This is a genomic window from Pseudomonas sp. NPDC087614 (assembly GCF_044743485.1).
GTDB lineage: Bacteria > Pseudomonadota > Gammaproteobacteria > Pseudomonadales > Pseudomonadaceae > Aquipseudomonas > Aquipseudomonas baetica_A.
Genome location: NZ_JBIUWN010000009.1, coordinates 1 through 24,442 on the forward strand (window position 1 = coordinate 1; position 24,442 = coordinate 24,442).

Annotated in this window: 13 protein-coding genes; 4 read left to right on the forward strand and 9 right to left on the reverse strand. The window is 59.5% G+C overall.

Annotated elements, in window-relative coordinates; translation table 11 throughout:
• A partial coding sequence (locus tag ACIOWA_RS05405) for a hemagglutinin repeat-containing protein (protein ID WP_401158624.1) occupies positions 1–9,908 on the reverse strand: 9,908 nt, incomplete at its 3' end.
• Positions 9,909–10,259: 351 nt separating this feature from the next.
• Here ACIOWA_RS05405 and ACIOWA_RS05410 point away from each other — a divergent pair.
• Genes ACIOWA_RS05410 through ACIOWA_RS05420 form a run of 3 tightly spaced genes read left to right on the forward strand, consistent with a single transcriptional unit; the run spans position 10,260 to position 15,723 of the window.
• Entirely contained in the window at positions 10,260–11,504 is a 1,245-nt protein-coding gene (locus ACIOWA_RS05410) for an exonuclease SbcCD subunit D C-terminal domain-containing protein (protein WP_401158626.1), read from the forward strand.
• Positions 11,501–15,142, forward strand: coding sequence for an AAA family ATPase (locus ACIOWA_RS05415; RefSeq protein WP_401158628.1), 3,642 nt, complete (start codon positions 11,501–11,503; stop codon positions 15,140–15,142). The genes ACIOWA_RS05410 and ACIOWA_RS05415 overlap by 4 nt, the downstream gene beginning before the upstream one ends.
• Positions 15,139–15,723: a glutathione S-transferase gene (locus tag ACIOWA_RS05420; protein WP_401158630.1), complete on the forward strand. Its 585-nt coding sequence runs from the start codon at positions 15,139–15,141 to the stop codon at positions 15,721–15,723. Before ACIOWA_RS05415 ends, ACIOWA_RS05420 begins: the two co-directional genes overlap by 4 nt.
• A gap of 11 nt (positions 15,724–15,734) precedes the next feature.
• Here ACIOWA_RS05420 and ACIOWA_RS05425 read toward each other — a convergent pair whose 3' ends face one another.
• The 8 genes from ACIOWA_RS05425 to ACIOWA_RS05460 form a co-directional block, all read right to left on the reverse strand.
• Positions 15,735–15,992 carry a hypothetical protein gene (locus ACIOWA_RS05425; protein WP_339433184.1) on the reverse strand — a complete coding sequence of 86 codons (258 nt, stop codon included), beginning with the start codon at positions 15,990–15,992 and terminating at the stop codon, positions 15,735–15,737.
• A complete protein-coding gene (locus ACIOWA_RS05430; protein ID WP_401158632.1) occupies positions 15,989–16,201 on the reverse strand; it encodes a hypothetical protein in 213 nt (70 codons plus the stop codon). The genes ACIOWA_RS05425 and ACIOWA_RS05430 overlap by 4 nt, the downstream gene beginning before the upstream one ends.
• Positions 16,202–16,453: 252 nt before the next feature.
• Entirely contained in the window at positions 16,454–16,633 is a 180-nt protein-coding gene (locus ACIOWA_RS05435) for a hypothetical protein (protein WP_339433186.1), read from the reverse strand.
• Positions 16,634–16,789: 156 nt separating this feature from the next.
• Positions 16,790–17,965: a lactonase family protein gene (locus ACIOWA_RS05440; RefSeq protein ID WP_401158634.1), complete on the reverse strand. Its 1,176-nt coding sequence runs from the start codon at positions 17,963–17,965 to the stop codon at positions 16,790–16,792.
• On the reverse strand, positions 17,952–18,263 hold the full coding sequence (locus ACIOWA_RS05445) for a DUF5629 family protein (RefSeq protein WP_339433188.1): 312 nt from the start codon (positions 18,261–18,263) through the stop codon (positions 17,952–17,954). Before ACIOWA_RS05445 ends, ACIOWA_RS05440 begins: the two co-directional genes overlap by 14 nt.
• 166 nt (positions 18,264–18,429) lie before the next feature.
• Positions 18,430–20,010 (reverse strand): aldehyde dehydrogenase (NADP(+)), encoded by a 1,581-nt coding sequence (locus ACIOWA_RS05450; RefSeq protein ID WP_401158636.1) that lies wholly within the window; start codon positions 20,008–20,010, stop codon positions 18,430–18,432.
• Between the two features lie 9 nt (positions 20,011–20,019).
• Positions 20,020–21,012: an AraD1 family protein gene (araD1, locus tag ACIOWA_RS05455; protein ID WP_401158638.1), complete on the reverse strand. Its 993-nt coding sequence runs from the start codon at positions 21,010–21,012 to the stop codon at positions 20,020–20,022.
• Positions 21,013–21,111: 99 nt separating this feature from the next.
• Entirely contained in the window at positions 21,112–22,434 is a 1,323-nt protein-coding gene (locus ACIOWA_RS05460; protein WP_339466132.1) for an MFS transporter, read from the reverse strand.
• A gap of 194 nt (positions 22,435–22,628) precedes the next feature.
• Between ACIOWA_RS05460 and ACIOWA_RS05465 the strand changes: the two genes are divergently transcribed.
• The gene (locus ACIOWA_RS05465; RefSeq protein ID WP_339433192.1) at positions 22,629–24,365 is read left to right on the forward strand and encodes an IlvD/Edd family dehydratase; all 1,737 of its coding nucleotides are present in this window, start codon (positions 22,629–22,631) and stop codon (positions 24,363–24,365) included.
• The last annotated feature ends 77 nt before the right edge of the window (positions 24,366–24,442 follow it).

Below are 24,442 nucleotides of genomic sequence, written 5' to 3' on the forward strand. Positions count from 1 at the left end.
AGCGAAACGCTGTTATCGGCACTGATTCCACTGCCAATGACGTTGATGTCCCGAGATGCATTGAGAATCGCATCGTGCCCGGCATTGACCTGGCTGCCAATGCTGTTGGAACTGACGACTTCACGTCCGCCATTGTGCGAGGCACCGACGGTAATATCGGCTCCCAGCCCCGGAGTACCGGCAAAGACGCCAATGGTGTCCTTAAGCGACATACCCAGTTTTTTCTTGTATTCCTCGGCTCGGCTGTACGCTTGGTCATCCGCAGACGACAGGGTGATATCACCCTCCTTGTCCACGAGACCCGCATGCAGTTCAGCATCATTGTCAGCGTTGACTTCACTGGCGTTCAGACGAACATCGCGTCCTGCCAGGACCACGGCATCATGCCCGGCGTTCAACTGGCTACCGACTTGAGTAACAGCAGTCTGTAAGTGGCTGCTGCCACTTTTCGACAGGCCGAAAGTACCTGTCTTGGTTTTCTTGGTGTAAGAGCCGGATTCTTCTGTAGCGGAAAGAACAGCCACATCGTTGGTCGCACCGACGACGAGGTCTTTGCCGGCGTTCAATTGACTACCGATGATGGTGACATTGCGCCCGCCATCCAGACTCACGGCGCCGTCTTCGTCCTTGGACGAGTTGACGGTCAAGTCACGTCCAGCCTCGATCACGGAAGCTACGTTCTCGCTCTCATAACTTTCTGTCGTGGTGGTTTTGCTGCGCCCGAACGAGCCCTTTTTCTTCTTGTAGTAATAAGAAGAACTTTCGTCTTTGGCCGAGGCAACGGTGATGTCCTGAGCCGCATCGAGGCTGACATCTTCCGTAGCCTTGATCCGACTGGCGATGATGCCCAGATCGTTACCCGCATTCAGCGCGATATCGCGTCCGGCGTTCAATACCGACGACTGCTGCGTGATGCTGTGGGTTTCGTTCGCGCGCTTCTTGCTGCGCGAGACGTAGTCACTCTCGTCGGCGGCCGAAGTAATGACAATGTCATGGCCTGAATCGACGCTGAGATCGCGCTTGGCATCCAGTCGACTGGCAACAATCGCCACGTCACGATCAGCACTGATCGTCAGATCCCGCCCGGACGTCACTTCAGCGCCGTGCTGGGTAATCGTCTGATTGAGGTAACTGCCGCCCCGCGCATCGGTGCTGCGATTCTGCACCGAGGTGATGTTCACATCGCGATCAGCATCGAGCGTCATGTCCCGGCCGCTTTGCAGCACGCCGCCGATGTTGTTGATGTCTTGGCCGGACTCGATTGTCAGATCATTGGCCGCCTCGATCCGCGCAGCGTTATCGAGATAGTCGCGGTGGCTTGTATTACCGAACCGGCCGTAATCGACACTGGTCACATCACGCTGGTTGATCACGCTGCCGTTGGTGGCCGTCAGGCTGACGTCCTTACCGGAAATGATGCCGCCAGATTTGTTGATGATGTCGTTGCCGGCCTTGAGCGTCAGGCGTTCGCCAGCTTCGATCAGTCCGGTGTTGGTGAGGTTGTTACCGGCTTCGGCCGACAGGTTGTTCGAGGCTCGCAGCGTACCGGCGTTATCGAGGTTGCCGCCGGCGATCAGAGTGACGTCGCCGCCCTGAATCAACGCCCCGTTTGGCGCCAACCGGTTATTCGCCTGCGCCAGATACAGCACCGGCACCAGCACTTTTTCGCCGTTCACTTCGTGCTCTTCGAGCCAGACGATGTCATGGGTCAGTGCCGCCACTTGTTGTGCAGTCAGCGTGACGCCCATCGACAGGTTGAGCTGATCCTTGCTGGCGATGGCGTTGTTCATCAGGTACTTGAACATCGCTTCGTCGGAGGTCTGGCCGTCGATGAACCGCTGTCCCGTACGCTCGACGACCGCTTGCTGGATCATCCGCTGTTCGAAGAAACCGTCACCCAAGCGCTTGGCGCTGATGTCCGGGTCATAGCCGAGCTTTTGCAACAGATAATCCGAGCTCTCGAACTTCTTCAGGTCGGTGAGTACCGGGTTGGTTTCGATCAGGTATTTGTGCGGATTGGAGCGCACGCTGGTATCGGGCAGGCCCTGTACTCGAGGCACATTGAAAGAAACGTTGCCACGATTGGGCAGTTGCACGCCGACTGGCCCGTCAGTGGCAGTGGTGCCGACGTTGAATTGGGCGGTTTTGTCGTTGAGGTTCACCGATGCGCCACTGGCAAGCGCCAGATCGCGCTTTTTCACCGAGACCGGGTCATTGGCGTCGAACTGGAAGTCGGCCGCCTGACGGACCGGCATGCCGTCCGAACGTTGGGCGGTGGTGCCGGAAATGGAGCCGACGGTCCATGTCGGGGCTGGCGCAGTGACTTGTTCGCTACCACCTTTTCCGCTGAGTCGGAACATGCCGTTGTCACCCACCGGCAGACTGAAGCCGGGTAATGTCAGCGGGTTGACCTGTTGTTGGGCCAGGTCGGGTGGTAACTGGCTGTTAAGGCTGATAATTACAGGTTTTCCCACTCCGCTAGCGCTAGTCGAGGCACTTCGCGGCGTTGTTGATAGGCCTGTGGAGAATGGGCGCTCCACGCCGTTGGTGATTTTATTTGTTGCCGAAATGGATATGTTGCCGCCGGCCTGGATGATCGCGGGCACCAAGTTGTCAGACGAGGTAGATGAGACAACTATTTGATCGAACGGGGTAGAGCCTTTTATGAAACCAGGCAACTCCATCCGAGTGCCGGTCGAATATTGAGAGTCTGTAAACTTTATTTCTGTACGGACCCTTTCCGTCAGCATGCCAAGTTTTATTACTACAGGACCGAACCGTTGATAATATTCGGTTTCAAAGGGCTTAGCACCATCCCGACCTACTTGTGTATAGGTAGTCGACTCGACGCCTGAAGCATTCCAAAAATGCATACCTCCATTATAAGCGACATCATTGTATATATTGTATTTTACAAGCTCAGCCATATTGCTATAAGTAGGTCTATCGTATGAAAAATACTCCCTACTAACATAATCACCTAAAGCAGAGCCCGAATTTTCAAAACCGCCCACAGAAATATCTATATTACCCGCTGCAGCAACTGTTGAATTTGAGTTTAGAAACGAGCCGCCTTTAACAGTCAAGTTCCCAGATGAGCTCAACGAAGCAGCATTTGAAGCGCTATCTCCCGAGACCGACACTCGATACTTCTTTTCATATACGTAATACGAGGCGGGCTGCCGGTCGTTGACATAAGTAGGAAGCGAATCACAGCTATAGCACCCAAACCCTATCGCCGAAGAGTACAACTCAGCATCGGTCTTAAACCCCCCACGCTTATTAATAATCGAATCCGCATTTATGGAGAAATCCCGCCCACTCCCCATGCTTCCGGAATCATTTTCAACCAACCCCGATCGCTCACCTAGTTCATTGAGCGCAACATCAATATTACCCAAGCTATAAACATCAGACTTGCGATTAGTAAAACCACCTACTCGCAACTTCATATCCGCCCCACTGAACAAAAACCCACCCTGATCGTTCAGCAGCGAAGCAGCAGTCAGTGTCAACGACGCTCCACCGGCAAGCGTGCCGTAGTTATTAACAGTACCTGCATTCATAGCGAGGTTATTGGCCGCAGTAAGCCGGCCATAATTGCTCACGACCGCCAAACCACCCCGCGCGCCAACGGCCGTGTTGCCGCCAGCCGCGATACTCCCGGCGCTGCCAATGTTGAGGGTGGAAGCATCCAGTTGCATGTCACCCAGGCTGCTCACTCGGCCATTGCCGCCGTATGCGCCACCGATCTGGAAGTCCATGCTGCCATCACTGGCGATCAAACCATCGTTTGTCCAGTTACCGCCGCGCGCCAGCAACTGATTCGAAGCGAGCAATTGCCCGCTCGCGGTCTGGACGAAATTACCGACGTTGACCGTCAGGCGCCCGGCCTGAATCACGCTGCTGTTGGTCCAACTGTCGGCGTTAAGCGTCAAGCCGCCACGGGTCACCAGTGAGCCGCCGGCGTTCATGACGTTGACCGTCGAGATGCCGAACTCACCTAGGCCGACATGCGTCACCGTACCGCCGGCATTGAGGAAGCTTGGTGCGGCGAGGGTGAAATCGGTGTTGGCGGTTTCCACCAGACCGTTGCGGTTATCGAACTGGCTGCCGATCTGGAAACTGGTTTTGCCGCTGGTGCCCAAGGCACGCAGTTTGCCGCTCTGGTTATCGAGATTAGCGGCACGAATCCCCAGAGTGCTTGCGCTTTCGATCAGGCCGCTACGGTTTGTAAGGTTGCCGTTAACGCCCAACTCGATGGCGCTGCCGCTGACCTGTCCGGCATTGTTGTTCATCGAACCGGCGTCGACTTTCACCAAGCCTTTGGCATAGATCCCGCCGCCGCTGTTATCAAGTGCATTGCCGCCGGCATTCAGCAGAATGTTGCCGCTGTTGGCGGCGATACGCCCGCCGTCGCTGTAGATACCACCGAGTGCGCGCAGGTCGAGGCGGCTGCCTTCGATCTTGCCGCCCTGGCCGTTGCGCAACACGCCGGTCAGGCGGGTCTGCAGCAAACCCTTGAGGCTCGACAGCACACCGCCACGGCTTTCGAGGCTGGCGGCGGTGAGGGTCAGATCGCCGTTCTGGGCGATGATCTTGCCGCCCTGGTTGTCGATGGCGCCGCTGCCCGCATTCACGGTCAGTGCAGTCATGCTTTGCACGGCACCTTTGCCGTTATTCAGCGCGGCAGCGGTGAGGTTCACCCCGGCATCGCGGCTGGAGATCAGGCCATCGGTATTGTTGTACAGCGTGCCGCCAGCGGTGAGATCCAGTTGGTCTTTGGCCGACACGGTGCCGCTTTGGCTGTTGTTCAGATCACCGCTGGTGAGCAGGCTCAGCAGGGTTCGGCTGATCAATTGTCCGCCGCGGTTGTCGACGCTGGCGGAGCGTTTAATCAGCAGTGGGCCGTTGCTACCAAGCGCACCATTGACGTTGGTCAGGGCACCAAGCAGATCGAGGCTGACGCTGTCATCGCTAACGAGGCTGCCATGGCTGTTGTTCAGTTGTGTGCCGGTGAAGGTCAGGGCTTTTTTCGCGGTGATTCTGCCGCCGCTGTTGTCTAGCGTTGCAGCGCGGACGTCCAGCGTGTCACCGCTCTCGATCAAGCCGCCGGAAGCATTGCTGAGCGCGCCGCCGGTCAGGGTCAGCGTCTGCTTGCCGCCACTGCTGACGGTGCCGTTGCTGTTATCGAGGCTCGCGGCCTTGATGCTCACTTCACCCTTCGCGCCCACGCCACCGTTGCTGTGGTTGGTCAGCGCACCACTGAGGTCGATGCTGGTGTTGCCGAGCAGGCTGGAAACACTGCCTTGCTGACTGTTGTCGAGATTGCCGCCAGTGATGCTCACGCCATTCCAGCCGGAGAGCAGACCGCTCTGGTTTTTCAGATCCGCCGCAGTAATGGTCAGTTGATCGTTGCTGATCAGGTTGCCGCCACGGTTGTCCAGGCTGCTGCCTTTCAGACTGAAGCTGTTGACGCTGGAAATCTCGCCGTTCTGGTTATTCAGGTCACGCAGGTGGGCAATGCTCAGTAAACCCTTGCTGCTGATCAGGCCGCCCTGGTTATTCAGATCCTGTGCGGTGGCGCCCAGATCGATCGCGACGCCCGCAACACCCACCAGCGTGCCGCCCTGATTATTCAGGCCGGTGCTGTTGAGGGTCAGTTGTTGCGCGGCCTTGATGCTGCCCTTGTTCTGGTTGTTCAGCAGGCCATCGACCTTGACGTCGATATCGCTGTCACTGAGCAAAACACCTTCGCCGCTGTTATCCAGACTCGCCGCGCGAACCTGCAGCGCCGCCGCCGCGATCTTGCCTTTGATCGACGTCAGCGCGTTGTCGATCTGCAGGGTGAGTTTCTGATTGCTCAGCAGTTGTCCGCCGCTGTTATCCAGCGACTTGGCGAGCAGCTCGAAAGCCTGCTCGCTGGAAATCTCGCCGCCACGGTTGTTCACGTCAGCCAGATTCTTCAACAGCAACTGACCCGGCGCACTGATGACGCCGCCTTGGTTGTTCAAAACGCCGCCGTTCAGATCGACGCTGACATCAGCATTACTGCTGAACAGCTTGCCGCCCTGTTGATCGAGGCCACGAACATTGGCAATCAGTGCGTTGCCCGCACCGATGCTGCCGTTGGTATTGGTCACCTGCCCGGCTGTCACTTGCAGTTGGTCGCCGGCGTAGATCGTTGCCTGACTGTTGTTGAGGTCACCGGTGGTGAGGGTCAGTTTTGTTTTACTGCTGATCGTGCCTTGTTGCTGGTTATCCAGCGCACTGCTGTTGATCGTCAGATCGGAGTCAGTGAGCAGTTTGCCGCCGCGGTTGCGAATGGCGCCGCGAGTATCGACGGTGAGCGCTTTGGCGCTGGAGACGGTGCCGCCATTGTTGTTGAGGCTATCGGCGTTGATCGCCAGAGCCCCTTCGCTGACGACACTGCCCTGCACGTTGTTCAGGTCCGCAGAGAGGTTGATTGCGAGATCTTTCTGGCCGGTCAGACGTCCGCTGTTTTCCAGGGTCTTGCCCGTCAGGGTCAGGCCGCTGTCACCGGACAGCAGCCCCTTGTTGCGGTTGATGACTTCATTAACAGTCAGCGCCAGATTGCCGCCGGCGAGCATGTAGCCGCTGTCGCTGTTGTCGAGCCAGGCGCCGATGAGGCTCACATCAGCCTTGCTCGACAGTTCGCCGCTGCGGTTGTCGACGCGGTCGACGGTGAGGTTCAGCGCTTTTGTCGCGCCCACCAGACCTTCCTGACGATTATCCAGAGACGCCGCTTTGAGCGTCAGGCCGTTGTCGGCAATGACCACGCCGTCCTGATTATCGAACAGACCGGTGACGCTGAAGTCAACGTCGCCGCGACCACGGATTTCGCCATGGGTATTGTCCAGGCTGGCGCTGCGCGCTTCGATGCCCGCTGAGGCGATCACGCCTTTAATGTTGCTCAGGGCACGGTCAACAATCAGCGTGAGCTTTTCGTTGCTCAGCAGTTTGCCGCCGTCGTTGTTCAGGCTTTGAGCATTGAGGCTCCAGGCCTTGGCGCCGGACATTTCGCCTGCATTGTTGTTCACCTCATTGAGGTTCTTGAACAGCAACTGACCCGGCGCATGAATGTTGCCGCGCTGGTTGTTGAGCAGACCGTTGTGCATGTCCAGGGTCAGGTCGGCGTTGCTGAACAACTCGCCGCCGTCCTGCTCCAGCGAGGTGACCGAGACGTCCAGTTTCTCTTGACTGCCGATGGTCCCGCCCGAGTTGTCCAGGTGAGCGGCGGTGAGCAACAGCGTGCCGTCGGTGGCCAGACTGCCGCCCTGACGGTTGATGAACTCGCCGGTGGTCAGCGTCGAATCTGCCTTGGCGCTGATTACGCCGTTGTCACTGTTGTCGAGGCTGGCGCTGGTGAACGTTAGACCTTTTTGCGAGGCGATCAGGCCACCCTGACTCAATACAGCGCCTTTGGTGGTGAGCGCCATTGCCTCGATGCTCGACAACTTGCCCAGACGATTGTCGAGGCTGCCGCCATTGAGGGTCATCTGCCCTTCACTGCTGATCAGGCCTTGCTGGTTGCCCATGGCCTCGTCGAAGGTCAGGCCCAGCGTGTTCTGGCTGACGATGCGCCCGCCGACGTTGCTCAGGCCGATACCGCTGAGGGTGCTCGCGCCCTTGCTGAAGATCAGGCCGTTGGTGGCGTTGATGATCCGCGCGACTTTCAGGCCCAGGGTCGTGTCAGACAGCACCTTGCCGCCGTCTCTGTTGTCCAGGCGTGCGCCGTTGATGGTCAGGTCCAACTGGCTGGACAGTGTGCTGGCGCGGTTATCGATCTGATCGACGTTGACCGTCAGGGTTTTGAGCGAGCCAACGAGGCTGTCCTGACGACTATTAAGCGTTTTACCGGTGAGTTTCAGATTGCCTTCGGCGACCAGTTCGCCGTGTTGTTGATTGAGGGTCTCGATGTTGGCGTCGATATCACCCTTGGCGGAAATCCGTCCGCTATCGTTGGTCACTTCCTTGGCTTTGAGGCTCATCAGTCCCGTCGACGTCAGCAGGCCACCATTGCGGTTGTCCAGTTCGTTGATCAACAACTTCGCCGCCTGATCGGCACGAATCGTACCGCCGCGGTTGTCGGTGTTGTTGCTGCTGACGGCCAGGGTATTGAGGCTGGAAATTTTCCCGGTGCGGTTATCCAGACGCGTGGCCTGCACGTCCATCGTGCCGTTGGCCTGGATCAGGCCCTTGTTCTGGTTATTCAAGCGATCACTGACGCGGGTGGTCAACGTGCCTTCACTGGTCAACTGGCCTTGCTGGTTGTTGTCGAGTTGTTGCGCTCGCACGGTCAGATTCTGCTTTGCGCCGATCCTGCCGGTGCTGTTGTTGATCGCGCCGAGGGCTGTGATGTCGAGCAAACGGCCGGCGGTCATCAGGCCAGCGACGTTATCCAGCGACGTGACGGTCAGAACAATGTCGCTCTGACTGCTCAGCTCACCGTTGCTGTTGATGAGTCGGCCGACGTTCGCCGTAATCTTTGCGTTGCTGTTGATCACACCGTTGTTGTTCAGCACCTGAGTGGCATTCAGGCTCAGCGTGGTATTGCTCAGGACCTTGCCTGCATTGCGGTTATCCAGCGTTGCGGCAGTGATCGCGGTGGTTTGCCCGCTAAGGGTGCCACCCTGGTTGCTCAGGGTTTGCGAGGTGTTGACCATCAGGTTGCGGCTGGCGATCAGGCTTTTGCCGGTGTTGTCGAGGTTCTGCGCGCTCAGGCTCAGATCACCGCTGGCGTTGCGGCTGCCATCGGCATTGACGCCCGCTACGATGGCACCGGCGTTGCTCAGTTGCCCGCCGGCGCTGAGGTTGATGCTGTCGCGTGCGGCGAGGGTCTGGCGGTTAGTCAGGTTACCTTGGGTCTGCACGTTCGCGCTGGTGCCGGCGTAGACCGGTCCGCGTGCATCGAGGCTGGCAGCCTTGACGTTGACTGCCCCGGTCGCCGAGGTATCAACCAGACTCAGATGACCATTGGCATCGAGCTGAATATCACCACCGCTGGCGATCAGTTTGCCGTCGAGTTTCACCCCGACCCCAGCCTCGGTGCCGACCAGTTTGATCGCCCCGGCGTACATGCCGCCCAGCGCCGAGGAGTCGATCGCCAACTGCGGCTTGGCGCTGCCATCATCGGCACGGGCCGTGGTATTCAAGGTTTGCGCGTTGACGTCGTTGCGCCCGGCGACGATGGTCAGGTTCTGCGCCTGAATCTCGGCGTTGATCTTCGCGCTGCGGGTAATGATTTCGAAACGGTCAACGTTGGTCGCGTTGAGGCCTGCACCTTCGATGGCCACCGAACCCTGATCAACCTGAAAACGATCCAGCCGACCGTTGTCGAGCACCGGTTTGCCGGTGGTCAGCGTCACACGCGGCGAATTGATAAAACCGCAGCCGTTGCAAGTGATGCCGTAGGGGTTGGCGACAATCACCCGCGCCGACTGCCCCGCCACTTCGGTGTACCCGCGCAACTGGCTCGGGTTGCCACTGATGACTTCGTTGAGAATCGCCTGCGCCGAACCGCTGTTCTTCAGGTTCGGGTTACCGATGATGTGCCCGCCCAATTGCGTGGCGGAAGTCTGCGTGGATCCGTTGTTGAGGATCAGCCCCTGCGCGCCGACGTTGTAGTCGTGAAACTGGTTGTGCGACAGCCCGCTGCCGTTGGGCGTGGCGATGTTGATGATCGGTACACCGTTGCCAGCGCGATCCAGCGAGGTGTTCGGGTTAGCCACAACGATGCCGTCGGCCTGCGCCCAGATCGGTTGCCAGAACATCACGTTGGCCAACAGAAACGCCAGACCGCGCTTGGGCATACCCAGGAACGATTCACGAGTTTTTACGGCAGCAGAAGGCTGGCGAGCAAAAAAGGCGTATTGGCGAACGTCCATGTTTGAAGTCTCATTACAGCAGGCAGGAATACGGGATCGACAACAGGCGCAGTACTCTCCAACAGGCACACACCTCTGTGCCGATCACAGTAAATAGTGTGCAAAGAAGAATTGCTGGCCAAGCGCCATCATATTGGCAGCGCGATATTAGATAGCCACTATTTTGGCGTCAATTAATAGATGCGCCGACAAGCTGTTACGATGAATGGCGCCGGCTAAGCGGACGCTTACCCAGCAGGCAACCCGCTGCACAACAAGCCCTCCCACCGCAATAATCTGTAAACTCCCCCCTCTTTAGCCGCCCATCTTTCACCCGCGGCCATCACCTCTTTATCTGTAGCGGAGTCCACCTTGCGTTTGTTTCACACCTCCGACTGGCACCTTGGGCAAAACCTGCACGGCCAGGAGCGCGATTTCGAGCATGCGTGCTTTCTCGAATGGCTGCTGCGCCAACTGAAACTGGCGCAGCCGGATGTGCTGTTGATTGCCGGGGACATCTTTGACACGGTCAATCCGCCGGTCAAAGCCCAGGAACGCCTCTACGATTTCATCGTCAGCGCCCACGAGCAGCAGCCGTTGCTGACCATCGTGATGATTGCCGGCAATCACGATTCCGGCTCGCGGATCGAACTGCCGGCACCGTTGATGCGGCGTTTGCGTACCCATGCGCTGGGTCGGGTGTTGTGGCTGGATGACGGCCAGCTCGATGCCGAACGTCTGCTGCTGCCACTGCCCAATGCCCAAGGCGAAATCGCCGCGTGGTGCCTGGCGCTGCCGTTCCTGCGTCCGGCCGAGGTGACTGGCGCGCATCTGGGTGACAACTACCTACGCGGTATCGGCCAGGTTCACGAATGGCTGATCGAAGCCGCCAATGCCAAGCGCAAGCCGGGTCAGGCGCTGGTCGCAATCAGCCATGCGCACATGGCCGGCGGTTCGGTGTCGGAAGATTCCGAGCGCAGCCTGATCATCGGTAATGCCGAAGCCCTGCCCGCCAGCCTGTTCGGGCCGAGTATCAGCTATGTCGCCCTCGGCCATTTGCACAAGCCGCAGAAGGTCAACGGTGAGGAACGCATCCGCTACAGCGGCTCGCCGATTCCGTTGTCGTTCTCGGAGATCGGCTATCAGCACCAGATTCTCGACATCACCCTCGACGGCGAAACCCTGGTCAGCGTCGAGCCGAAACTGATCCCGCGCGCGGTCAACCTGCAACGCATCGGCCCGGCGCCGCTGGCAGAGATTCTGCTGCAACTGGCGGACCTGCCGAACATCGATCTGCTCGCCGAAACCCAGCGTCAGCCGTGGCTTGAAGTCCGCGTGACTCTCGACGAGCCGCAGCCAGACCTGCGCCACCAAGTGGAAAGCGCCCTGCAAGGCAAAGCCGTGCGCCTGGTGCGGATCGCCGCCGAGTACGCCGGCAACCGTGGCGCTGACGGCGCGGAAGAAGGCACGGCGCTGATCGAACTCGATCAACTTACCCCGCAGGAATTGTTCAGCCGCGCCTGGTTCGACAACTACGGCAACGAGGTCGATGAGCAGACGCTCAAGGACTTCGCCGAACTGCTGCAAGACGTGCAAATGGAGGGCGAGCAGCCATGAAGATTCTCGCCATTCGCTTGAAGAACCTGGCCTCGCTGGCCGGCCCCTTCGAGATCGACTTCACCGCTGAACCCCTGGCCAGTGCCGGTCTGTTCGCAATCACCGGGCCGACCGGCGCCGGCAAAAGTACCCTGCTCGATGCCTTGTGCCTGGCGCTGTTCGGCGCCGTGCCGCGCTTGAACAACACCGGCCGTGACGCCAAAGTCCCGGACGCCGACGGCGAAATTGCCACCGGTGACCCGCGCACTCTGCTGCGCCGTGGCACCGGCGAAGGTTACGCCGAGGTGGATTTCGTCGGTGTCGATGGCCGTCGTTACCGCGCGCGCTGGGAAGCCAATCGCGCGCGGGAAAAGGCTGGCGGCAAGTTGCAGGCCAGTCGGCAGAGCCTGCGCGATATCGATCAGGATCAACTGCTCGCCAGCCAGAAAGGCGAATACAAGACTCAACTGGAAGCCGCGCTGGGCCTGAACTTCGAACAGTTCACCCGCGCCGTGCTGTTGGCGCAGAGCGAGTTCAGTGCGTTCCTCAAGGCTGACGACAACGACCGCAGCGAACTGCTGGAAAAACTCACCGACACCGCGCTCTACACCCGACTCGGCCGCCGCGCGTTCGACAAGACCAAAGAGGCCCGCGAAGCGCACAAGCTGCTGCAGGATCAGGCCACCGGCGTCACGCCGCTGCCGCCCGAAGCCCGGGCTGAACTGGATGAGCGTTTCAACGCCGCCCAGCAGCAATTGAAGTTGCAGCAAGCGCAGCTCAAGCAACTGGAGCAGCAGCACAGTTGGCTCAAGGAATTGCGCCAATTTCAGGACAAGCAACAAGCGGCTGCCGAGCAATTGCAGAGTGCACAGCAACAGTGGGAAGCTCTGGCCAGCGAACGCCTGAAGCTGACGCGCCTGGAACAACTCGCGCCGCAACGTCACCAGTTCGCGCGCAAGTCTGAACTCGACGCGCAACTGACGCCGCTGGCGGCCCAGATTGCCGCGCACACCCAGCAACAAGGCGAACTCGGCGAACGCCAGACGCAACTGGAACAATCGCTCGATACGGCGAAAGTCGCCCTGAGCGAAGCGCAGCAGCGACACAGCGAAAGTGCGCCGTTGTTGCGTCAGGCTTTCGAAGAGCAAAGCACCCTTGCTCGCCTCGCCAAGGACACCGCCCTCAGCGCAGAGGCCCGACAGTCTGCCGAACAGGCGTGCACACAAGGCCAGAGCGCCATTCAAGCGTTGCAGGCGAAACAGGCCGAAGTCGCTGAACGCCTGCAGAAAATCGCCGCCGAGCTGGAACAGAGCGCCGAGCTGGCGCCGTTGAGTGATGCGTGGAATGCCTACCGCGATCGCCTGCAACAGTTGATGCTGATCGGCAACCGCTTGAACAAGGGCCAGTCTGAACTGGCCAGCCTCGAACAAACCGCCAGCCGCAGCGCCGAAGAACTGACGTCGCAGAAGCAGCAACTGGAAGTGCTGTTCAAAGAGGCCGGCGCCGAACCCGATGCCGTCGCCGAGCAGATCGGTATCCTCGGTAATCTGTTACAGGACAACCGCAAACAACTGCGTGCCATTGAAGACCTGTCGCGCCTGTGGGCCACCCGCCAGGATCTGGACAAGCGCGGCGCCGAGCTGCAACAGCGCCAGCTCAAGGCCCAACAGGAACGCGAGCGCCTGACCCAGGACGGGGTCAAGACCAAAGCTGAACTGACTGTCGCCGAGCAAACCCTCAACGTCACCCGCGAACTGCTCGAACGCCAGCGTCTGGCCCGTAGCGCCAGTGTCGAAGAGCTGCGCGCGCAGTTGCAGGACGATCAGCCGTGCCCGGTGTGCGGCAGCAACGAGCATCCGTATCACCAGCCCGAAGCGTTGCTGCAAAGCCTCGGCAAACACGATGAAAGCGAACAGGCCAACGCACAGCAGGTGGTCGATCAGCTCAAGGAAAAACTGACGGAGTTGCGCGCCGAAGTCGGCGGAGTCATTGCTCAGCAAAAGGAACTGCTGCAGCAACAGGAACAACTGGCCGACCAGCAACATGCCCTCGCGCCGAGCCTCGACGCTCATCCGCAAGCGGCGCAGTTGATGAACCAAGACGCCGACAAACGCGACGCCTGGCTCAACCGGCAAAACGAGCAGTTGAACCAAAGCATCGCGCAGGACGAACAACGCCAAAGCGCCCTGCTCGCCCTGCAACAGGACGCCGCGCGCCTGACTCAGCAGTTGCGTCAGGCCGAAGCCGCGCACCAGCAGGCCGCACAGTTGCTGAGTAACCAGCAGCGAGAACTGGGCAGCGACCGTCAGCGCCTTGACGAAGAGTTGTCGGCGTTCAGCCATTTGTTGCCGGCAGACACCCTTGAAGCCTTGCGCCTTGAGCCGGCGGCGACGTTCATGCAACTCGACCGACGAATTGCCGAACGCCTGGCGCAAATCGATCAGCAAAAGGAAGAGCTGGGCGAACAACAACAACGCCAGCAGACGCTGGAAAAAGAACAGGATCGTCAGCAACTGCGCGCCCAGCAATTGCAAACCGCCGAACAGCAGTTCACTGCGCTGGCCGAGCAGCAACAAACCTGCCAGCAAAAACTCGCGCAATTGCTCGGCGAACACCCCAGCGCCGAACAGTGGCAACAGCAACTGGAACAGGCCGTGGAGCAGGCGCGCAACGCCGAAACCGGCACGGCCCGGGAACTACAAGACGTTCGCACACAACTGGTGCAGACCGCTGCCGAACTCAACGCGCAGCAAGAACGCTTGCAGGCGCTGAACAGTGAACATCAGGATCTGGCCAGCAAGATTGCCGACTGGCGCGCCCGTCACCCCGAACTGGATGACGGCGGGCTCGAAGACCTGCTGCGCGTCGACGATGCGCAACTTTCTGAGCTGCGCCAACGCTTGCAAATCAATGAAAAAGCCATCGAACAGGCCAACGTGCTGTTGCAGGAGCGCAATCAACGTTTGCTCGATCATCAGGCCCAGCACAACGCCCATCTCGATGCCGAACAATTGGCCAGCGCCCTCGCCGACCTGCAAAACCAGTTCAACGTCAGCGAGCAGCAATGCGCCGAATTGCGTGCCGAACAGGCGGAAGACCAGCGCCGGCAGAACGCCAATCAGGCCTTGGCGCAGCAGATCGCCGACGCCTATGCCGAATACCAGCGCTGGGCGCGTCTGAGTGCGTTGATCGGCTCGGCCACTGGCGACACTTTCCGCAAGATCGCTCAGGCGTACAACCTCGACCTGTTGGTGCACCACGCCAACGTGCAATTGCGGCAACTGGTCAAACGCTATCGCCTCAAACGCGGCGGCAGCATGCTAGGCCTGTTGGTGATGGACACGGAAATGGGCGACGAACTGCGCTCGGTACATTCGTTGTCCGGCGGTGAGACGTTCCTCGTTTCGTTGGCGCTGGCGTTGGGGCTGGCGTCAATGGCATCGAGCACCTTGAAGATCGAATCGCTGTTTATCGACGAAGGCTTCGGCAGTCTCGATCCGCAATCCCTGCAACTGGCGATGGACGCCCTCGACGGCTTGCAGGCGCAGGGCCGTAAAGTCGCAGTCATTTCCCACGTACAGGAAATGCATGAGCGAATCCCGGTGCAGATTCAGGTACTGCGCCAAGGGAACGGTTTGAGCACGCTGGAGGTGAAATGAACACGCTCTATTCCTTCCGCCGTTGCCCGTATGCGATGCGGGCGCGGATGGCACTGCACTATTCGGGCGTGCCGGTGGAGATCGTTGAAGTCAGCCTCAAGGCCAAACCGGCCGAGATGCTGGTGCTCTCGCCCAAGGGCACGGTGCCGGTGCTGGATGCGAATGGCCGGGTGATCGATGAAAGCCTGGAGATCATGCGCTGGGCACTGGCGCACAATGATCCGCAGGATTGGCGGCTGGAGGGTGATTCGAGAATTGCCGAGCTGATCGAAGCCAATGATCAGGTATTCAAGGTTCACTTGAATCGCTACAAGTACGCCGAGCGTTATCCCGAACAGCCGATGGAGGCGTATCGGGCTGAAGGGATGCTGTTCTTGCACACGCTTGATGAGTTGCTCAAGGATCGTGATTACTTGCTGGCGGATCATCCAAGCCTGGCGGATGTGGCGCTGTTTCCATTCGTTCGCCAATTCGCCCATGTTGATCGCGAGTGGTTCGCGCAGACGCCTTACGTGCGGCTGCAAGTGTGGTTGCAGCGCTTTCTCGAATCTGACCTCTTTACCTCGATCATGAGGAAATAAAGCACCCGGGTTCAGGCCAGAGCCTGGCACATCCCGAGTGCCGAGCAATCCACTTCAAAGGGGCCGAGAAAATCGGCCGAGACTTTGATCGGCGGATTGCCTGCCATCAGCCCCAGCGTATTGGCGCGCTCAATGTTGTGCGCGATGTTGTGATTGGCCTCTATGGCCCGGGCCAGCGCGCCAACCGAGCCCTGACCAATCCCCAGTAATGAAGCACCATTGATCAGGAACGCCAGACCGGCGATGACCCAGAGTCGGTAGCCTTTCATGCTCCGCCCACTCCTGCGAGTTCGGCCTGATCGACCGTCACGTTTTGCGAGCGAAGTTCGAACTGAATGCCGGGATGGGCAACTTGAATCGGTGCGTCGAAGCGGTGTTCCATTTGCGATGTGACGCTGACAACCAGCACCACGGCCAGGTAAAGACCGATGGCCAGGTAGGCGCCGCGTTTGGCAGAAGTGATGATTGCGCTGGCCATGGTGTTCTCCGTTGGCATGTTTCAGTGCCAACAGAATCAATCAAAAAAGCTGCAGTCACCACTCAGGGTTTCCCATAGTAACCATCAGCTTCATTGATCATTTAGCCCGTCTATCTCGACGTTGAATAAAACCTATCGTGTTGCAAAACACACACGCACAGAAGCTGCCGAAGGCTGCGATTTCTTGATCTTGTTTTTCAAAAGCAAAATCAAGAAATCGCAGCCTTCGGCAGCCCTTGGGCGTGCAGACTTTCAGTGTTGGGCTTTGTGATCCAGGGCGGCGTAGAAATTGGCGCTTTGTTGCAGGTACTTCTGGGTGTAGCTCTGGGTGTGGGATTTTTTGCTGCTGACGTCAGCGTGGGCGCTGGCAGGCAATGCAACAGTGGCAGAGATGGCGGAAGCGGCGATGACAGAGAAGAGATTGAAGTTCATGGCGGTAACCCTCGTATTCGGTTGGCTTGCTTGCCCGGCTGGGCTGTGAAGCAAACTTAACGCTCGACGGTTGCTTGCTTGAAATGCTTTGTAGCATTAGCTGTTATCAGCGCGATTGATACAAAGAGACAGGCCCCGTAAACCGGGGCCTGTGGCTTATTGTCGCGTCAGAAACTTCAGGTCGCTCGGGGCGTCCATTGGCAGTTTCTGCACGGTTTTGCCAAGCAAACCGGTCTTGCCATCGCGCTCGACGACCACAATCTCGTTGCTCTTCTGGTTGGCAATCAGCAGGAATTTGCCCGTTGGGTCGAGGCTGAACTCGCGCGGGTGATCGCCTTCCACCGAGCGTCGCTGCAACTCTTTGAGCTGGCCGCTAGCCGGGTCGATAGCGAACACCAGCAACTGATTGGCGGTGCCACGGTTGCTGACATAGAGGAATCTGCCGTCAGCGGACGCGTGCAGCGCGGCGGCGGCCTTGTCGGAAATCGGCTGCCCGGCCGCCAGGTCGATCATTTGCGTCTGGGTCAGCACACCGTCGTTGTAGTCGAAGACCGCAACCTGCGCGCTCATTTCCATGGTCAGCCAGGCATGCTTGCCGTCAGCACTGAACAACAGGTGACGCGGGCCGCTGCCGGCCGGCAACGATACCGAAGCGGTTTTCGCCGCAGTCAGCGGCAGCTCCGGATTGCCTTTCGGGTCGAATTGGTAAATGAAGATTTTGTCCGCGCCCAGGTCATTGGAGAACACATAGCGACCGTCCGGCGAGGACACCGTCGAATGCACGTGGTTGGACGCCTGACGCTCGGGATTGACCCGGCTCGCCGGGTGGCCGCTCATCTGCACCACTGGTTTGAGCTTGCCGTCGCTGTCGACGGGCAACACCGCCAGTGTGCCGCCCGGATCTTCGACCACCGAATAGTTGCTGACAAACAGGTGGCTGGCGTCACCGCTGAGGCTCGAATGGGTGGGCTCGTTGCCCAGACTTTGCACCTGATTGATCAGGCTCAGCGCTTGGGTCTTTGGATCAATCGCGTAGCTGCTGACGCGGCCGATTGAATCCTTCTGGCCTGGGCCGTTTTCGTTGACCACGAACAGACGTTTCTGGTCTTTGGAAACGGTCAGCCACGAAGGGTTTTCGCTGTTGATCACTTGCAGCGGCCTGGCATCGATCTGGCCTGTGGCGCTGTCGAAATTCATTCGATAGATGCCTTGGCTGGAGCCCGCCGTGTAGGAACCGACCAGCAACTGGAAGCTTTCGGCAGAGGCCGTGGAAAGGCCCATGGCACCGACACTGCCAGCCATCAACAGAGGCCAGAACTTACGCATTTTCATCAGTTTCATCCTCGTCGTCGCTGCTGCTGATGACGTCGCCGAGGCAGACCAGGCGATGTTCGCCGGTTGTCTTGGTGTCGCTGGCAAAACCAATGATCAGCCAGCTCTGCAGGTCTTCGTCAAACGTTGCCGCTTCAACCTGCGCCGGCGTGAATTCCCAATGCTTGGCCGCTCGGCCATCGATGCACTCGATGTGCAGGTTATCGTCTTCATCGAGGGCGAATTCGAAGGCATGCAAGCCGTCGATTTCGACCATATCGCAGTGTTCGAGGGCGTTGAGAAGGGTTTGGGCAGTCATGGCAAACAGTCTTTCTAGGGGGGAAAGCGCCAATGATATCTGATTGTCGCAGCAGAACCTTGTGGGAGCGGGCTTGCTCGCGAACGCGGCGTGTCAGTCTACACATATGTTTCTGATAGACCGCATTCGCGAGCAAGCCTGCTCTCACAGGGGATTGGGGGTGGGTTTAGAGGGCGTCGCGCGATGGCTTACCGTCAACCAGGCGCTGGATACGCAGCGGATTGGCGTTTTTCAGCGGCTCGGGCAGCAAGCTGTCCGGATAATTCTGGAAGCACACCGGGCGCAGGAAGCGATCAATCGCGAGCGTGCCGACCGAGGTGCCACGCGCATCGGACGTCGCCGGATACGGCCCGCCGTGCACCATCGAATCACACACCTCGACACCGGTCGGATACCCATTGAGCAGGATTCGCCCGACCTTCTGTTCCAGTAGCGGCGTCAGTTCGGGGAAGTGCTCGAAGTCAGCAGGTTCACCAATGATCGTCGCCGTGAGTTGCCCGTGAAGACCGTTCAACGCAAAGCCGAGCTGCGCTTGATCGGCCACTTCAACAATCACCGTGGTCGGGCCGAACACTTCTTCCTGCAACACTTCGTCGCCGTTGATCAACAGGCTGGCATCAGCCTTGAACAATTGCGGCTGCGCTTGAGTGCCCTGCTGTGGATTACCGGCCAGATGCTCGATGCCAGGATGTGCCAAGAGCTTGTGCAAGCCTTTGCCATAGCTGCCAAGGGTGCCTGCGTTGAGCATGGTTTGCGCCGGTTGATCGCCGATCAGCCCCGCGACCTGCTGCACAAAGGCAGTGAATGGCGCCGAGCGAATACCGATCACCAGACCCGGGTTGGTGCAGAACTGACCGCAGCCCTGCACCACCGACGCGGTGAGGTCACGCGCCACGCTCTCCGAGCGTGCCGCCAGTGCCTGCGGCAAGACGATCACCGGGTTGATGCTCGACATCTCGGCGAACACAGGGATCGGCTGCGGGCGTGCGGCGGCCATGTCGCACAGCGCACGACCGCCCTTGAGCGAACCGGTGAATCCCACTGCCTGAATCGCCGGATGCTTGACCAGCCATTCGCCAACGCCACCCCCGTAGATCATGTTGAACACGCCGGCCGGCATGGCGGTTTTTTCCGCCGCGCGAATCAGCGCGTCGGCCACCCGCTCAGCGGTGGCCATGTGGCCGCTGTGGGCCTTGAACACCACGGGGCAACCGGCGGCCAGAGCCGAAGCGGTGTCGCCGCCGGCCGTGGAAAACGCCAACGGAAAATTGCTCGCACCGAACACCGCCACCGGGCCGAGGCCAATGCGATATTGACGCAGATCCGGGCGCGGCATTGGCTGGCGCTCCGGCAGCGGCAGGTCGATCCGCGCCCCATAGAAATCGCCACGGCGCAGCACTTTGGCGAACAGGCGCATCTGCCCGCTGGTGCGTGCGCGCTCACCTTGAATCCGCCCGGCCGGCAAAGCGGTTTCGCGGCAAACCACGGCGACGAAATCATCACCGAGGGCGTCGAGTTCATCGGCAATGGCATCGAGAAACTGCGCCCGGCGTTCAGCGCTGAGGCTGCGATAAGCAGGGTACGCGGCAGCGGCGGCTTTGGCGGCGGCGTCGACTTCCTGCTCGGTGGCCTGAATGAAATCGTGGGGCAGTTGTTCGCCACTGCTGGCGTCAACGCTGTGCAGTTTGACGTTACCGGCCGCGCTACGCTGACCGCCGATGTAGTTGTGACCGAGAATCTGAGTCATGGGATCTCCTTAAAGGGTGCCGATGCTGTCCGGTTCAAATGCTGCTGCGACCGATGTGATGCCGTTGATCAGCGGTGCGCCGAATTCGGCCTGACTGATCTCGAACACGTCGCCCGGCTGCGTGCGAATGCCATCGGCGAACGACAGGGTCGCGGTGCCGAAGAAGTGAATGTGTACGTCGCCCGGACGCAAGAACTGGCTGTATTTGAAGTGGTGGTATTCGAGGTTGGCCAGGCTGTGGCACATGTTGGCCTCGCCGCTGAGGAATTCGTTTTGCCACAACACTTCGCCGTCACGCAGGATGCAAGTGGTGCCTGCCAAGTGTTGGGGTAGTTCACCGACGCGAAGTTCCGGACCATAACTGCAACTGCGTAATTTCGAGTGCGCCAGATACAAGTAATTCTTGCGTTCCATGACGTGGTCGGAGAACTCGTTGCCCACCGCGAAACCGAGGCGATAGGGTTTGCCGTCAGGACCGATGATGTACAGACCGGCCATTTCCGGTTCCTCACCGGCATCCTCGGCAAACGGCGGCAACGGGAATGGCTGGCCCGGGCGCACGACGATACTGCCGTCACCTTTGTAAAACCATTCCGGCTGTACACCGGCCTGCCCTGCCGCCGGCTTGCCGCCCTCAACGCCCCATTTGAAGATACGCATGGTGTCGGTCATGGCGGCTTCGTCACCCGCCTGTTGATGCATCTTGTCGCGGGCCGAAGCGCTGCCCAGATGTGTCAGGCCGGTGCCGCTGACCAGCATGTGGGCCGGATCCGGGTGATCGAGTGGCGGCAGGATGCGCAGCTCGTTGAGCAACTGCGCATAGTCATGACTGATACCCAGGCCAAGGGTTTGCACTTGCTGCTCCAGCGTGCCGCCGGCTTCGATGGCCGCCAGCGCCAGATCGCGCACGGTGCGGGTATCCTGCACTTCGCGCACCACGCCTTTGTCGACGACACCGACGCGGCGCTCGCCGTTACTCAATTCGAATTGCACCAGATGCATGTTCTTCTCCTTTTAGAGCACAAATATTGAAAACCACGCCGAACCACTGTGAGAGCGGGCTTGCTCGCTCCCACATGGGTTCTGTGCTGTTCTTTAGATTCAGGTTCGGGTAGCGCCGCGTGCGCTGGCGGCGAACTGGTCAACGGGCAGTACGTGTTTGCGCTCAAGCACTCGATACACAACACCGGTCAGGACCAACCCGAACATCATCACCCCCGAGAGGAAATACAGGCCCGACGCCAGATTCCCGGTGTATTCCTTCAACGCGCCGATCACGAACGGCCCGATGTAACCGCCAAGATTGCCCACCGAGTTGATCAACGCGATCCCTGCCGCTGCACTCGCGCCGGCAAAGAAGCGCCCCGGCAAGGTCCAGAACACCGCCGTGCAGGAAAACAGCGCAAACGCCACCAGACACAGCGCGGCCAACTGCGCCACTGGCATCGACAGCCAGGCACTGAGAAAAAGACCTATCGCGCCCAGCACATAAAGCACTGCCAGATGGCCGTAGCGATCATTCAAACGGTCTGAACTGCGCGGCACGATCAGCAAACCGATGATCCCGAAAATGTACGGCACCGATGACACGAAACCGGTCACCAGATCAGTGCCGCCAAATTGTTTGATCAGCGTCGGCAGCCACAAGCCGAGGCCATAAATGCTCAAGGTCACCGGCAGATAGAACAGCGCCAGCAGCAAGACGCGTTTGTCTTTGAGCGCATGCAGCGGATTGCCGTGACGGGTCTGGCCGTATTCCTCCAGATCTTTTTTCAGCTCACGGGTCAGCCAGTCCTTCTCGGCCTGATCCATCCACTTCACTTGCTCCGGGCCATCCGGCAACCAGCGCAGCACCGGCCAGGTCAGCAGGATCGCCGGGGTGCCGATGACGATGAACAGCCACTGCCAGCCGTGCAGCCCGAGGACGCCGTCCATCCCCAGCAGGCCGCCGGAGACGGGGCCGGTGATCAGCATCGCGATGGGCTGCGAAAGAATGAACAGGCCAAGAATCTTGCCGCGATGGCGCACCGGGAACCATTGGGTGATGTAGTACAGAACGCCGGGAAAGAACCCCGCTTCTGCCGCACCGAGCAGAAAGCGCATGACATAGAAACTGTGCGGGCCCTGGACGAACGCCATGCCGATAGTGATGGCGCCCCAGGTGATCATGATCCGCGCGAACCAGCGCCGCGCGCCGAAACGTTCAAGCATCAGGTTGCTGGGGATTTCCAGCAGAAAGTAGCCGATGAAGAACAGCCCAGCACCGAGGCCATAAGCCGCATCACCGATGCCGATGTCGGCTCCCATGTGCAGTTTGGCGAAGCCGACGGCGGAGCGATCCACATAGGCAATCAGGTACAGCAGGATCAGGAAGGGGATCAGTTTCAGCGTGATGCGGCGAATAAGCCGCAGTTCCTGGCTCATGGGATCGGTCTCCGATTGTTGTTTTTATAGAACCTCGGGGGACGCCTCTCACGGAAAACCGCCAGGACCATCCCTCCGTCGAAAACGACTATATAGTAATACTAATTACCCAACAACCACTTCCAAAGCGCCTAAATTGCGCTTATGTTAAGCCTCAGCTCGAACACTATAGTCATACAATAAGAGAATCGATCATGTCTGATAAGAAACCCACCCTGCGCTCGGCCCAATGGTTTGGCACGGCCGACAAGAACGGCTTCATGTACCGCAGCTGGATGAAGAATCAGGGCATCGCCGACCACCAGTTTCATGGCAAGCCGATCATCGGCATCTGCAATACCTGGTCGGAACTGACCCCGTGCAACGCGCATTTCCGCCAGATCGCGGAGCACGTCAAACGCGGGGTGATCGAGGCCGGTGGATTCCCGGTGGAATTCCCGGTGTTCTCCAACGGCGAATCGAACTTGCGTCCCACCGCCATGCTGACGCGCAACCTGGCGAGCATGGACGTCGAAGAAGCCATTCGTGGCAACCCGATTGACGGCGTGGTGTTGCTGACCGGTTGCGACAAAACCACTCCGGCGCTGCTGATGGGCGCGGCCAGTTGCGATGTGCCGGCCATCGTTGTCACCGGCGGGCCGATGCTCAACGGCAAACACAAAGGCAAGGACATCGGCTCGGGCACCGTGGTCTGGCAGCTCAGTGAGCAAGTCAAGGCCGGCACCATCACCCTGGACGACTTCCTCGCAGCCGAGGGCGGCATGTCGCGTTCGGCGGGCACCTGCAACACCATGGGCACCGCATCGACCATGGCTTGCATGGCTGAAGCACTGGGCACTTCCTTACCGCACAACGCGGCCATCCCGGCGGTAGATGCGCGGCGGTACGTGTTGGCGCACATGTCCGGCATGCGCGCTGTGGAAATGGTGCGTGAAGATTTGAAACTGTCGAAGATCCTGACCAAGGAAGCCTTCGAAAACGCGATTCGCGTCAACGCCGCCATCGGCGGTTCGACCAACGCCGTGATCCATTTGAAAGCCATCGCCGGACGCATCGGCGTCGAACTGGAACTGGACGACTGGACGCGCATCGGTCGCGGCATGCCGACCATCGTCGACCTGCAACCTTCCGGGCGTTTTCTGATGGAAGAGTTCTATTACGCCGGGGGATTGCCAGCGGTGCTGCGCCGTCTCGGTGAGGCCAATCTGATCCCCCATCCGAACGCGCTGACAGTCAACGGCAAGTCCATTGGCGAGAACACCAAAGACGCGCCGATCTACGGCGAAGACGAGGTCATTCGCACCCTCGACAATCCGATCCGTGCTGACGGCGGCATCTGCGTACTGCGCGGCAATCTGGCCCCTCTTGGTGCCGTGCTCAAACCGTCCGCCGCCACGCCAGCGTTGATGCAGCATCGCGGCCGTGCCGTGGTGTTCGAGAACTTCGACATGTACAAGGCGCGGATCAACGACCCAGAACTGGATGTTGATGCCAACTCGATTCTGGTGATGAAAAACTGCGGGCCGAAGGGTTATCCGGGCATGGCTGAAGTCGGCAACATGGGCCTGCCGGCCAAGCTGCTGGCCGAGGGTGTGACGGACATGGTGCGCATCTCTGACGCACGGATGAGCGGCACCGCTTACGGCACGGTGGTTTTGCACGTTGCCCCGGAAGCCGCCGCCGGCGGGCCCCTGGCCACAGTGAAAGAAGGCGACTGGATCGAACTCGACTGCGCCACCGGGCGTCTGCACCTGGACATTCCGGACGCCGAACTGGCCGCGCGCATGGCTGACCTGCAACCGCCGCAGCAATTATTGGTGGGCGGTTATCGTCAGTTGTACATCGACCATGTGCTGCAGGCGGATCAGGGCTGCGATTTCGACTTCCTGGTCGGCTGCCGTGGAGCTGAAGTGCCGCGCCATTCCCATTAAAAACAAACAACCGCAGCCTTCGCCAGCGCCTGCATTGGAATGCATCCCCCTGTGAGAGCGGGCTTTCTTGAGCAAGC

Bases quoted from the DNA above. Each gene is read 5' to 3' on its own strand.
- ACIOWA_RS05415 (WP_401158628.1), top strand. From the start codon at position 11,501: ATGAAGATTCTCGCCATTCGCTTGAAGAACCTGGCCTCGCTGGCCGGC.
- ACIOWA_RS05420 (WP_401158630.1), top strand. From the start codon at position 15,139: ATGAACACGCTCTATTCCTTCCGCCGTTGCCCGTATGCGATGCGGGCG.
- ACIOWA_RS05425 (WP_339433184.1), bottom strand. From the start codon at position 15,992: ATGAAAGGCTACCGACTCTGGGTCATCGCCGGTCTGGCGTTCCTGATC.
- ACIOWA_RS05430 (WP_401158632.1), bottom strand. From the start codon at position 16,201: ATGGCCAGCGCAATCATCACTTCTGCCAAACGCGGCGCCTACCTGGCC.
- ACIOWA_RS05435 (WP_339433186.1), bottom strand. From the start codon at position 16,633: ATGAACTTCAATCTCTTCTCTGTCATCGCCGCTTCCGCCATCTCTGCC.
- ACIOWA_RS05440 (WP_401158634.1), bottom strand. From the start codon at position 17,965: ATGAAAATGCGTAAGTTCTGGCCTCTGTTGATGGCTGGCAGTGTCGGT.
- ACIOWA_RS05445 (WP_339433188.1), bottom strand. From the start codon at position 18,263: ATGACTGCCCAAACCCTTCTCAACGCCCTCGAACACTGCGATATGGTC.
- ACIOWA_RS05450 (WP_401158636.1), bottom strand. From the start codon at position 20,010: ATGACTCAGATTCTCGGTCACAACTACATCGGCGGTCAGCGTAGCGCG.
- araD1 (WP_401158638.1), bottom strand. From the start codon at position 21,012: ATGCATCTGGTGCAATTCGAATTGAGTAACGGCGAGCGCCGCGTCGGT.
- ACIOWA_RS05460 (WP_339466132.1), bottom strand. From the start codon at position 22,434: ATGAGCCAGGAACTGCGGCTTATTCGCCGCATCACGCTGAAACTGATC.
- ACIOWA_RS05465 (WP_339433192.1), top strand. From the start codon at position 22,629: ATGTCTGATAAGAAACCCACCCTGCGCTCGGCCCAATGGTTTGGCACG.